General features: G+C 40.2%; 10 protein-coding genes and 4 pseudogenes. 12 read left to right on the top strand and 2 right to left on the bottom strand.

The features are described 5' to 3' along the window. The first annotated feature begins 168 nt into the window (after nucleotides 1-168). From NXX38_RS22370 to NXX38_RS22360, 3 genes and pseudogenes are all read left to right on the top strand, one after another. Entirely contained in the window at nucleotides 169-417 is a 249-nt protein-coding gene (locus NXX38_RS22370; protein ID WP_195650347.1) for an aldo/keto reductase, read from the top strand. A gap of 43 nt (nucleotides 418-460) precedes the next feature. Continuing rightward, on the top strand, nucleotides 461-994 hold the full coding sequence (locus tag NXX38_RS22365; RefSeq protein WP_258981186.1) for a cyclophilin-like fold protein: 534 nt from the start codon (nucleotides 461-463) through the stop codon (nucleotides 992-994). A gap of 161 nt (nucleotides 995-1155) precedes the next feature. Beyond that, a pseudogene (locus tag NXX38_RS22360) lies at nucleotides 1156-1500 on the top strand (HigA family addiction module antitoxin). 187 nt (nucleotides 1501-1687) lie between these two features. On the opposite strand, the pseudogene NXX38_RS22355 reads toward NXX38_RS22360, so the two are convergent. After that, nucleotides 1688-1909: pseudogene (locus tag NXX38_RS22355) on the bottom strand (hypothetical protein); the annotation flags it as partial. A gap of 487 nt (nucleotides 1910-2396) precedes the next feature. On the opposite strand from NXX38_RS22355, the gene NXX38_RS22350 reads away from it, so the two are divergent. The 4 genes and pseudogenes from NXX38_RS22350 to NXX38_RS22335 all read left to right on the top strand — a co-directional run bounded on the left by NXX38_RS22350 (nucleotide 2397) and on the right by NXX38_RS22335 (nucleotide 6029). Further along, a complete protein-coding gene (locus tag NXX38_RS22350; protein ID WP_195650350.1) occupies nucleotides 2397-3428 on the top strand; it encodes an alpha/beta hydrolase in 1032 nt (343 codons plus the stop codon). Nucleotides 3429-3445: 17 nt separating this feature from the next. Further along, a complete protein-coding gene (locus NXX38_RS22345; protein ID WP_258981184.1) occupies nucleotides 3446-3991 on the top strand; it encodes a cyclophilin-like fold protein in 546 nt (181 codons plus the stop codon). 11 nt (nucleotides 3992-4002) lie between these two features. Continuing rightward, nucleotides 4003-4866, top strand: a complete 864-nt coding sequence (locus tag NXX38_RS22340) for a DUF3737 family protein (protein ID WP_258982021.1) — start codon at nucleotides 4003-4005, stop codon at nucleotides 4864-4866. A gap of 3 nt (nucleotides 4867-4869) precedes the next feature. Beyond that, nucleotides 4870-6029: pseudogene (locus tag NXX38_RS22335) on the top strand (MalY/PatB family protein). A gap of 12 nt (nucleotides 6030-6041) precedes the next feature. Here the strand turns inward: NXX38_RS22335 and NXX38_RS27015 are convergent. Beyond that, nucleotides 6042-6130, bottom strand: a pseudogene (locus NXX38_RS27015) (anaerobic ribonucleoside-triphosphate reductase activating protein); the annotation flags it as partial. 192 nt (nucleotides 6131-6322) lie between these two features. On the opposite strand from NXX38_RS27015, the gene NXX38_RS22330 reads away from it, so the two are divergent. From NXX38_RS22330 to NXX38_RS22310, 5 genes are all read left to right on the top strand, one after another. After that, nucleotides 6323-7459 (top strand): OmpA family protein, encoded by a 1137-nt coding sequence (locus NXX38_RS22330; RefSeq protein WP_195650353.1) that lies wholly within the window; start codon nucleotides 6323-6325, stop codon nucleotides 7457-7459. A gap of 201 nt (nucleotides 7460-7660) precedes the next feature. Further along, nucleotides 7661-8734 (top strand): STM4015 family protein, encoded by a 1074-nt coding sequence (locus NXX38_RS22325; protein WP_258981182.1) that lies wholly within the window; start codon nucleotides 7661-7663, stop codon nucleotides 8732-8734. A 3-nt stretch (nucleotides 8735-8737) separates the two neighbouring features. After that, nucleotides 8738-9748, top strand: a complete 1011-nt coding sequence (locus tag NXX38_RS22320; protein WP_258981181.1) for an STM4014 family protein — start codon at nucleotides 8738-8740, stop codon at nucleotides 9746-9748. Next, nucleotides 9735-10589, top strand: a complete 855-nt coding sequence (locus NXX38_RS22315; protein WP_258981178.1) for an STM4013/SEN3800 family hydrolase — start codon at nucleotides 9735-9737, stop codon at nucleotides 10587-10589. The genes NXX38_RS22320 and NXX38_RS22315 overlap by 14 nt, the downstream gene beginning before the upstream one ends. Continuing rightward, the gene (locus NXX38_RS22310; RefSeq protein ID WP_258981176.1) at nucleotides 10586-11863 is read left to right on the top strand and encodes an STM4012 family radical SAM protein; all 1278 of its coding nucleotides are present in this window, start codon (nucleotides 10586-10588) and stop codon (nucleotides 11861-11863) included. The genes NXX38_RS22315 and NXX38_RS22310 overlap by 4 nt, the downstream gene beginning before the upstream one ends. The last annotated feature ends 8 nt before the right edge of the window (nucleotides 11864-11871 follow it).

Here is an 11871-nt window from a genome sequence, read left to right as displayed (position 1 = left end):
AATTGGGGTTGTCATACCCGTAATATGTCTACAGGGATTCTTCTCCTTTTTCCAGAACTTTGCAGTATGCAAATAAATGAATTGTTTTATGGAATATGCAACATTAGACAATGGAGAAAGAATACCTCTTCTGGGATTTGGTGTTTTTCAGGTGGAAGACCCTGCTGAATGGCTGGAAAATATAATAAGACTGTTGCTCAAGTTGAGTTACGCTGGTTGACACAACGAGGGATTATCGTTATTCCTAAATCAGTACATAAAAACCGAATAGAAGAAAATTTCAATTCGTTGGATTTTAGATTGTCGGATGAAGATATGGAGTTACTCGCTGCTTGTGATACAGGAAAACCTGTTGTCGGTGACTTTGATAACCCGGATTTTGTGTATGATTTGTGTACACGGAAATATGACTTTTAAACTTCAGAGTAATGGTTGTGTAATCAAGTAAATAAATAAGAGCATGAATGTAAATAGAAAGATTTGGCTATTAATAATCAGCTTGAAACGATTTTCGATATATTCTTTTGTCATTTTGCTGGCTTCCGTTTGGATAGCATGTAGCGAGCATCCTGATAATACAGAGTATCCGGAGACAGGAAGAACAGAGATAAATAATAGAGATGAAGAACCTAATACAGAAAGTATGAAAATAAAAATAACAGTAGGGCAGCGTGTTGTAACTGCAATCATGGCTGATAATGCGGCAGCACAGGATTTTGTTTCCCGTTTGCCGTTGGAAGTGACACTCAACGATTATAATAATACCGAGAAAATATTTTATCCATTACCTAAACTGTCAATAGAAGGAGTGAAACGGGGATGTGCGCCTGCTCCCGGGGATATTACGATTTATGTGCCTTGGGGAAATGTGGCCATTTTTTATAAAAAATGGTCGCAAAGCAGTGATTTGATTCTGATTGGTAGCATTGATGGAGATGGTATCAGGGCTTTAAATGTGCCGGGAGATCTGACGGTGAGGTTTGAAAGGGAATAGAGAAAAGCTATGCTATTTTTTATTGCAAAGAAAATATTCGCAAATATGTGAGTATGTATTGAGGCGAAAATATTATCTTTACAGTAGCAGAAATACAAGGTGATATTGTAACTACCATTTGTAATATAATTGAATTGTCTAATCATTATAAATAATAAGTTATGATTAAAATAGATGGCATAGACCCTAAAATGATAGCTAATAACTTAACCTCTTTTGAGCCAATGCATCCAGGAGAAATACTAAAGGATGAAATAGAATTTAGAGGAGTCTCTCAAAAGAAACTGGCTAAAGAAATGGGAGTATCTTATACAGTATTAAATGAGATATTGAATGCAAAGCGTCCGTTAAGTACAGAGTATGCTATGCTCATAGAGGCCGTATTAGATTTAGATGCTTAACCATTGCTTTGGATGCAAACATGCTATAATTTGCAGATGGCAAAGCGGGATAACAAGTTTATGGAAAAGCTTAACAAAGTACGAAAAATAGCAGCGATATTGTGATAGGTTTTTAGGAACTAAATAATTTTTAATTATATACTAAAACTTGGGCAACGCATAGCAGGAAATTATTAATAGAATAAATAGAGTCTGATGGCACATCTGTTTTGACGTGCCATCAGAATTTCAAGTATTGACTTTTCTCTATCGAGAAAAACGAGAAATCTTACTAAGCATTTTCTTTCGTAATCTACCTCCATCTCTGAAATGCTCTCATCAAGCTTTCCTCTTCTACTAACTCCATCATATTATAATGTATAACGAATAACTCCATCGATCTTTTATACATAATCCCATTCTTGAATTTATTTTCCAGTAAAAACGAATGAAGCGCTGCTCTCATTCCCACTTCGATCTCCTTTTCTATAATATAGATGCTGTCTTGTCCAAAGTAGTTATATACTTCCGGGTTGTAACAATGAGAATGTCTTTTTAATGTTTAAATTTATGATATACCGAATGCAGCCTTTAACAGCACTTTCCGTCTCGTTTGTTGAATAAAATCCCATGGTTTACGGGGACGGAAATACAGTTTTGTAAGAAGTTGAAATTCAGCTGGTTACATCTGTAGGCTTTGGTTTAGAACCAACGAGCCGTTCCTTTAAAAGAAACGACCCATTCGACACCGAGGAACGCCCTCTTCCTTTTAAAGGAACGGGTGGCTCCTTAAAATCCACGTAGCAAAGCTATGCTTAATGTTAGAAAATATCAAAGTGGTATCTTTGGCTCATAATATGAATATGTAATTAAAAATAACGCCAACACCGACATACGGAATATAATCTGTAATTGGGGTTATTATGTCAGTAATTCGTCTACAAACGGTCTCTTTCTTTCATCGTACTTTTGCAATGTTGAAAATAGGTAATCAATTTATTAATTATTAAAGCGCAAGAGATATGAAACGGATTTTATTATTAACGGTTGTATTTATGATGATGCTCGGAACCAGTTTTTCCTCAGCACAGACAAATGCTGATAATTTTTATAAAAGTGATTGGGTAAATGTAGAAAAAGTCTCTTTTTCTAACCAATATAAGATGAAAGTAGTGGGTAATCTTTTTCTGCCCGAGAGTATGAAAGAAGGGGAAAAATATCCTGCAATCATTGTAGGACATCCGATGGGGGCTGTTAAGGAGCAGAGTGCGAATCTCTATGCAACGAAAATGGCGGAAAGGGGATTTGTTACACTGTCCATCGATTTGTCTTTCTGGGGTGAGAGTGAAGGCGAGCCGCGTAATGCTGTTTTGCCGGAGGTTTATTCGGAGGACTTTAGCGCCGCGGTTGATTTTTTAGGTACGCGTCCGTTCGTCGACCGGAATCTTATTGGGGTAATTGGAATTTGTGGGAGTGGAAGTTTTGCTATCAGTGCAGCGAAAATAGACCCTCGTCTCAAGGCCATTGCAACAATCAGTATGTATAATATGGGGGCGGCCAACCGTAATGGATTAAATCACTCATTAACGTTGGAACAGAGAAAGCAAATAATGGCTGAAGCGGCGGAACAGCGTTATACAGAATTTTTGGGTGGGGAAACTAAATATACCAGTGGCACTGTACATCAGTTGACAGAAACGTCCAATCCGATCGAACGGGAGTTTTATGAATTCTACCGTACGCAGAGAGGAGAATTTACTCCTGACGGAGCAACTCCTATGACCACTACACACCCTACGCTCTCAAGCAATGTGAAATTTATGAATTTCTATCCTTTCGAAGATATTGAAACTATTTCACCCCGGCCTATGCTTTTCATCACCGGAGAGAATGCCCATTCACGTGAATTTAGTGAAGACGCCTATCGATTGGCTGCCGAACCTAAAGAACTGTATATAGTACCCGGTGCCGGACATGTAGATCTTTACGACCGTGTGGGTCTTATCCCGTTTAGTAAGCTGGAATCTTTCTTTAAGGAGTATCTGAAGAAATAAGTTTCAATACTATAAATATGAGATACTATATAATAACAATTCTTGCTATACTGACATTATCAGTCGGTTCCGCATCATGTAGTGAAGATGAACCTATACAGGGAACAGGGCAACAGGTAATTCCGGGTAATGGCTCTAGTGATAATGGCAGTAATAATAGTGGTAATAACACTGGTGATAATGACGATAACAATGATGATAATCCTGTGAGTAATAATCTTAAAGTAACAATCGGGACTGTTTCATTCAATGCTACATTGGAAAATAATGAGACAGCAAAAGCATTTAAGAGATTGCTTCCTATGACAGTGAATATGTCCGAATTGAACAATAATGAAAAGTATTATTATCTACAAAACGGTTTACCAACAACCCCATCCAGCCCAGGTACGATTCGGACAGATGATTTGATGCTTTACGGATCCACTTGTGTGGTACTTTTTTATGAAACTTTTTCCACTTCATACAGCTATACCCGTTTAGGGCGTATAACTAATCCTTCAGGGCTGCTTTCTGCCCTTGGAGCGGGAAGTGTAAATGTGATTTTTGAAATAACAGACTAAAAAATAAAATGATGCAACAAATAAGAAATAAAGAATATGGAGGCGAACGCCCTCTATTTGCAACCCATGACATTCAGTTGGAAGATGTAACGATTCATGCCGGTGAATCGGCACTGAAAGAATGTAGTAATATCATAGCGATAAACTGCCGTTTTGAAGGGAAATATCCTTTCTGGCACACCAATGGATTCATTGTGAAGAATTGTCTTTTTACAGAAGGAGCTCGTGCCGCCCTGTGGTATTCTCAAAGTCTACAAATGGCGGATACCTTGGTGGAAGCACCGAAGATGTTCCGTGAAATGGATGGGATAAAACTCGAAAATGTGCAGTTGCCCAATGCCTTGGAAACGTTTTGGTATTGTCGTAATATAGAACTGAAGAACGTACAGATTGATAAAGCAGATTATCTTTTTATACATAGCGAGAATATCCATATACAAAATTACGCTCAAAATGGAAACTATTCGTTTCAATATTGCAAGAATGTAGAAATCCATAATGCAGTCATCAACTCCAAAGATGCTTTTTGGAATACGGAAAATGTAACTGTCTATGATTCGGAACTGAACGGAGAATATCTGGGATGGCATTCTAAAAATCTGCGTTTGGTAAATTGTAAAATTTCGGGTACTCAACCTCTTTGTTACGCACATGATCTGGTGATGGAAAATTGTACGATGGCGGAGGATGCTGACCTTGCTTTTGAACATAGTAGCGTGCAGGCAACGATTAAAAGCCCGCTTCATAGTGTGAAAAATCCTCGTACAGGGAGTATTGTTGCCGAAAGCTTCGGCACAATTATTTTGGATGAAAATCTGAAAGCACCGGGAAATTGTGAATTGAAACTCTGGGACGACCTAACCTGTTTTGATTGAAATATGAAGTATAATTTCGATGAAATTATTTCACGCAGAGGTACGAATTCTTATAAATGGGACTCGTCCGCAGATGCGGATGTCTTGCCGATGTGGGTGGCTGATATGGATTTCCGTACGGCTCCCCCGTCGTGGAGGCATTGAAGAAGCGGGTGGAACATGGGATTTTCGGATATGTACGCGTACCTGACGCATACTACGAAGCGATAACCAACTGGTTTGCACGACGACATGCCTGGCGGATAGAAAAAGAATGGATTATTTATACTACCGGAGTTGTGCCGGCAATATCTGCTGCAATTAAAGCACTGACAGTACCCGGCGATAAAGTGATGGTGCAGACGCCTGTATACAATTGTTTTTTCTCCTCTATCCGTAATAACGGGTGCGAGATGATTGCCAATCCTTTAGTATATAGAAACAAAGGGTATCAGATTGACTTTGATGATTTGGAGAGGAAAGCTTCCGATCCGAAGATAAAACTCTTGTTGTTATGTAACCCGCATAATCCTGTCGGAAGAGTATGGAGTAAGCAGGAATTAAGGCGGATAGGTGAGATTTGTATTCGGAATAATGTGTTTGTGATCGCTGATGAAATTCATTGTGAATTGGTTTTTCTGGAACATGAATATACTCCTTTCGCTTCTATATCAGAAGAGTTTCTTATGAATTCGGTAACCTTTGTTTCGCCTAGCAAGGCTTTCAATCTGGCAGGGCTTCAGATAGCCAATATTATTTCTGCAGATGCAAATGTACGGGTGAGAATAGATAAAGCGATTAATATAAATGAAGTATGTGATGTGAATCCTTTCGGAGTGGAGGCGTTGATGGCTGCTTACAATGAGGGTGAAGAATGGCTGGAAGAACTTAAAATCTATTTATTTGCGAATTACATCTATTTAAAAGGTTATTTTGATGAATATCTTCCGGAATTTCCCGTAATGATGTTGGAAGGTACGTATCTGGTTTGGGTAGATTGCTCGGTCTTGAATCAAACGTCAGCAGAAATAGTAAAAGACTTGTTGAAGAAAGAAAAGCTTTGGGTGAACGAAGGCAGTCTGTATGGAGAGACTGGTGAAGGATTTATCCGTATCAATATTGCATGTCCGCGACAGCGGTTGATAGAAGGATTAAACAGATTGAAGCGGGTACTGAAATCATAAATACGAATGAAAAGCTAATTGTTCCATTTCTGCAGGTGAAGCATCACCCCCATGAAACAGACACAGGTAATCGCTTTTCCATATTTACCAAGCAGGATAGAAAACCTTCTTCATATTTTAGATTTTCCGAAAGCATAATAGATGTTAATAGGGCTCATAGCTTGCGAACTAATTTTTGGTATGATATGTTGTCTAAAGTGAATAACGAATTAAAAAATGAACTAGAAAGTTAGACATGAACATACAATACATTTCTAATGATTTAGCAGATAAAACATTACATTTAAAAACTTATGAATATGAGAAAATCTATTATTTTATTAGCTTTTATATTGGGTGGCTTTACAGCAGCAAATGCCCAATCAGTTGTAGAAGGTACCAAACTTACAGATAATTGGTCTGTCGGAGTAAATGCCGGTGGAGTCACTCCCCTTACTCACAGTGCTTTCTTTAAAGGTATGCGTCCCGCTTTTGGAGTGGGAGTCTCAAAGCAATTAACTCCTATCTTCGGTTTGGGATTCCAAGGAATGGGATATATCAATACCACATCCAGTAAAACGGCTTTCGATGCTTCGGATGTCAGCGTATTGGGTAAAGTCAATCTGATGAATCTATTTGCAAGTTACACGGGCGAACCTCGTTTGTTTGAAGTGGAAGCTGTGGCCGGAATAGGTTGGTTACATTATTATGTGAATGGCGATGGCGATCAGAACTCCTGGTCTACGCGTTTGGGATTGAATTTCAATTTCAACTTGGGTGAAAGTAAAGCATGGACATTGGGAATCAAACCTGCCATTGTGTATGATATGCAAGGTACTTACCCTGAAACAAAGAGCCGTTTCAATGCTAATAACGCAGGTTTTGAGTTGACAGCCGGATTGACATACCACTTTAAGACAAGTAACGGAACACATCATTTTGCCAAAGTGAGAGTATATAATCAAGCCGAAATTGACGGACTGAACTCTTCAATCAATGCACTTCGTGCAGATGTAAACAACAAAGATGGTGAGATCAGCAATGCAAACCGACGTATCAACGGATTGCAGGAAGAACTTGAAGCATGCCGCACAAAAGTGGTTCCGGTGGAGACTGTAGTAAAAACCGCCCGTGTACCCGAATCTATCATTACTTTCAGACAAGGTAAATCGTCAGTTGACGCTTCACAACTTCCTAATGTAGAACGTGTAGCTGCCTACATGAAGAAATATGCTGATTCAAAAGTGGTTATTAAGGGATACGCTTCTCCGGAAGGTAGTGTTGAGGTGAATGCCAGAATTGCTGCAGCACGTGCAGAAGCTGTAAAAACGATCTTGGTCAACAAGTATAAAATCAGTGCATCTCGTATCACTGCCGAAGGTCAGGGTGTAGGCGATATGTTTACTGAACCGGATTGGAACCGTGTAAGTATATGTACTATTGAAGATTAAACTGATGTATTACAGAAATAGAATAATGAAGGCTGCCCCCAAAGGCAGCCTTTGTTGTATATCTTGGGTTGTATTTTTGAATACTCTGAAAGTTTAGTAAACAGATTTCTTTGTACATTACATAAAATGGTTATTTTTGCAGGTATTGTTCATGCGCGTTCTGTGTTGAGTGTGCAAATATCAACCATTAAAAACTGTATTATGAAGAGAGTATTCGTTTTTCAAGATTTTAAATCGCAGAAATTCTGGAGTATAGATGTAGTCGGAACAGATGTTACTGTAAATTATGGTAAGTTGGGGACCGACGGACAAACACAAGTGAAAAACTACGCAACGACTGAAGAGGCTGAAAAAGCAGCCGGCAAACTGATTGCGGAAAAGACCAAAAAAGGATATGTAGAAACTGCTGAAGAAACTGCACGTGAAATGAAAGTGGAAGCCAAGAAATATACTTTGAGTTACGATGAGTATGAAAACAATGTGAATCTTCTGGATAAGATATTGAAAGATAAACATCTCTCTGAATATAAACAAATAACAATCGGTTGTTGGGATTATGAGGGTGGCGACTGTTCTGCCTTATTACAGGGAATGATTGAAAATAAGGAGAAGTTCGCACAAATAGAAGGCTTGTTCTGGGGAGATATTGAGCAGGAAGAACAGGAGATTTCATGGATTGAACAAGCTGATATTAGTCCGCTACTCGATGCCATGCCTAAATTGAAGGATCTGAAAATCAAAGGAACTAATAATCTGCGTTTGGGAAAGACTTCACGACCGGAGTTGCGGTCACTGGAAATTATCAGTGGTGGCCTGCCTACTGAAGTGGTAGAAGATATTCTTGGTTCTGATTTCCCCAATCTGGAAAAACTGATTCTATATGTTGGTGTGGAAGATTATGGATTTGAAGCTGATATTGAGATATTCCGTCCGTTGTTCTCTAAAGAGCGTTTCCCGAAGCTGACTTATCTGGGGATTGTCAACTCTGAAGAACAGGACAAGATTGTAGAAATGTTCCTGGAGTCGGATATTCTTCCCCAACTTGAAACAATGGATGTTTCGGCCGGTACTCTCAAAGATGAAGGTGCCCAATTATTGCTGGATAATATGGATAAGATCGCTCATTTGAAGTTTGTCAATATGCGCTACAATTATTTGAGCAAGGATATGAAGAAACAGCTGCAGAATCTTCCTATGAAAATAGATATTGCTGAAACTGAAGAAGCGGATGAATATGATGGTGAATTGTGGTATTACCCGATGATTACAGAATAGGAGATGCAGATAATCGTTGTCAGCAACTCTCTGTCCAAACGTATAGAATACTTTATTGAAGCAGGTAAATACTTGCAGACGGAAGTTCGTTTTATGACTTACGGGGAACTTTTTAATTGCTTGCCGCAATTACGGCAGGCAGTTATCAAGCTGGAACCTTGTGTAAGCAATGAAACGGATTTCCTGAAATATGCGCTGTTGAATCAGGCATATAAGGAAACACTGCAACGTTTAGGCGAGATGAGGCTATCTGATGACGTGCACTTTTTGAACACTCCCCATGCTTTGTTGCGTGCTCTTGACAAAAAGGAGACTAAACAAGTGCTGGTGGACAGAGGTTTGAGAGTGACTCCGATGTTATCTTCTCCCCATTCTTTTGATGAGTTGAGAGAGCTTCTTGCCGATTGCGGTAGAGGATGCTTTTTGAAACCCCGTTACGGTTCGGGGGCGGGAGGCATTATGGCTGTTCGCTATCAACCCAACCGGAATAAATGGGTAGTCTATACTACCTTGCAACAAGTGGATGGAGTCATTCATAACACCAAACGTATCCACCGTTTGAGTACGGAAAAAGAGATGATCCCGTTGGCGGAAGCGGTGATGCAAACAGAAGCTATTTTAGAAGAATGGATTCCTAAAGAGCAGTTGCAGGGAGAGAATTATGATCTCCGGGTAGTGTGCCGGGAATCTGAAATCGATTATATCGTTGTGAGATGCAGTAAAGGAAGCATAACCAATCTGCATCTGAACAATAAGGCACATTGGTGGAACGAGTTGGCTTTGCCGGACATAGTACGACAACAAATCTATTATCAGTGTCAGGAAGCGGTCCAATCCTTGGATTTGCAGTATGCCGGAGTGGATGTCCTGATGGAGAGAGGAACAGATATACCTTATATAATAGAAGTCAACGGACAGGGAGATCATGTGTATCAGGATATGTTTGCTCATAATTCTATTTATATTCAACAGATAAAAAACATAAAAAAGAGATATAACCATGCAAATAGATGAACTGCCGGCTGGCGAACAGACCCAAAATCCGGATCTGGATATGAATCAGGTGGTGGGTACTCATGATATATTGATGCTTTGCTTTGATACCTTGCGTTATGATGTCAGCAAGGAGGAAGAAGCGGCGGGAAGAACACCGGTACTGAATAGTCACGGAGGAGAATGGGAAAAAAGACATGCGCCGGGAAATTTTACTTACCCGTCTCATTTTGCCATCTTTGCAGGATTTCTGCCTTCTCCGGCGGAACCTCATTCGCTACGCAGCCGTAAGTGGTTGTTTTTCCCTGTGCAAGCTGGTACGGGACGTATTCCGCCTGCGGGAAGTTATCCGTTTACGGAAGCGACTTTTGTGCAAAGCCTTGCCAATGTAGGTTATGAAACGATTTGTATAGGAGGGGTGAACTTCTTCAGCAAGCGTAATGAACTGGGGCGTGTGTTTCCCGGTTACTTTACTAAAAGTTATTGGCTGCCGACTTTTGGATGCACGGCACCCGATAGTGCTGAAAAACAAATTGATTTTGCGTTGAAGAAACTCGAAAACTACCCGGAGGACAAACGGATTTTTATGTATATCAATTTTTCTGCTATTCATTATCCGAACTGTCATTATGTGGAAGGCAAAATGAAGGATGATAAGGAATCACACGCTGCCGCGCTGCAATATGTCGACAGTCAGCTGCCCCGTTTGTTCCAGGCCTTTCAGAAGCGGGGAAATACGCTGGTGATTGCTCTTTCCGATCATGGCACTTGCTATGGAGAGGATGGATATGAATATCATTGCATATCCCACGAAACGGTTTATACAGTCCCTTACAAACACTTTATTTTAACGAAAAAATGAATCAACCGCTACCACGATATGTAGACTATATGTATAGTTATCCACATAAAACTGCTTATCGTTCTTTTCCGTCCCCGGTTTCGCTGGTTCCTTACCTGAAACAGGTGGAAGGACAGAAAGCATCGCTTTATTTCCATATTCCTTTTTGTAGTCATAAATGTGGATATTGCAACCTGTTTTCTCTGCAAACAAATCGTGCGGATTATATCGCAACTTACTTGGAAACTCTTCACAAGCAGGCGCAACAGTTGTCTCCACTCACCACCGGGCTGGCATTTGATAGTTTCGCCATTGGAGGAGGCACACCGTTGCTCCTCACTGTTCCTCAACTGGAATACCTATTGGATACAGCTGCCTTATTCGGAGTGCATCCTTCACATACCTTTACTTCCGTAGAAACATCGCCGGAATATGCCGATCCTGCCCGTTTGGACTTGTTGAAGCAAGCAGGAGTGGCTCGTGTGAGTATTGGCGTACAGAGTTTCCTTGACGAAGAATTAACAGCTTTAAAAAGACGCCCCCGGCAAGACACGATTAATCAGGCGCTGGAGGCTATCCGGAAGAGGCAATTCCCGTTTTTTAATATTGATTTGATTTACGGAATCAAAGGACAAACTGTAGCCAGTTTTCTTTATTCATTGGAACAAGCTCTTCTGTTTCAGCCTAACGAACTCTTTATCTATCCGCTATATGTACGACCGGGAACGGCTATCACGGAGCGGGAATCCGATGATGTCTGTTTTCAGATGTATTGTGCCGCTTGTGATTTGTTGAAAGACAGAGGTTTTCTACAAACTTCGATGCGGCGTTTTATTCATCATCCGTCTGCTGATGCGGAAATCTCATGTGGGGATGAAGTGATGCTATCGTGTGGCTCCGGGGGACGCAGTTACCTGGGGAATTTGCATTATGCCACCCGGTATACTGTTTGCCAGCGTTGTATTGCCGGAGAGATAGATGATTATATGGGCACTACTGATTTTACAGTGGCTCGTAATGGATTTGTTCTTTCGCAGGAAGAACAGCGACAACGTTTCATCATTAAAAATCTGATGTATTACATGGGGCTTGATAAGGCTGAATATAAGCGTCGCTTTGGAGAATCACCGGATAATGTGCCGTTGTTCCGACAGTTATCTGAACGGCAATGGATAGAAAATACGGATAACGGTCGTATTTGTCTGACTTCCGAAGGAATGGCATACTCCGATTATATTGGCCAGTTGTTCATTACTCCTGAAATAAGAGAACTGATGGAAACTTATTCTTATTGAACGAAATA

Source organism: Bacteroides sp. BFG-637 (assembly GCF_024793605.1).
Taxonomy (GTDB): domain Bacteria; phylum Bacteroidota; class Bacteroidia; order Bacteroidales; family Bacteroidaceae; genus Bacteroides; species Bacteroides vicugnae.
This window is presented reverse-complemented; position numbering and strand designations above follow the sequence as displayed.

Bases quoted from the DNA above. Each gene is read 5' to 3' on its own strand.
- NXX38_RS22370 (WP_195650347.1), top strand. From the start codon at position 169: ATGGCTGGAAAATATAATAAGACTGTTGCTCAAGTTGAGTTACGCTGG.
- NXX38_RS22365 (WP_258981186.1), top strand. From the start codon at position 461: ATGAATGTAAATAGAAAGATTTGGCTATTAATAATCAGCTTGAAACGA.
- NXX38_RS22350 (WP_195650350.1), top strand. From the start codon at position 2,397: ATGAAACGGATTTTATTATTAACGGTTGTATTTATGATGATGCTCGGA.
- NXX38_RS22345 (WP_258981184.1), top strand. From the start codon at position 3,446: ATGAGATACTATATAATAACAATTCTTGCTATACTGACATTATCAGTC.
- NXX38_RS22340 (WP_258982021.1), top strand. From the start codon at position 4,003: ATGCAACAAATAAGAAATAAAGAATATGGAGGCGAACGCCCTCTATTT.
- NXX38_RS22330 (WP_195650353.1), top strand. From the start codon at position 6,323: ATGAATATGAGAAAATCTATTATTTTATTAGCTTTTATATTGGGTGGC.
- NXX38_RS22325 (WP_258981182.1), top strand. From the start codon at position 7,661: ATGAAGAGAGTATTCGTTTTTCAAGATTTTAAATCGCAGAAATTCTGG.
- NXX38_RS22320 (WP_258981181.1), top strand. From the start codon at position 8,738: ATGCAGATAATCGTTGTCAGCAACTCTCTGTCCAAACGTATAGAATAC.
- NXX38_RS22315 (WP_258981178.1), top strand. From the start codon at position 9,735: ATGCAAATAGATGAACTGCCGGCTGGCGAACAGACCCAAAATCCGGAT.
- NXX38_RS22310 (WP_258981176.1), top strand. From the start codon at position 10,586: ATGAATCAACCGCTACCACGATATGTAGACTATATGTATAGTTATCCA.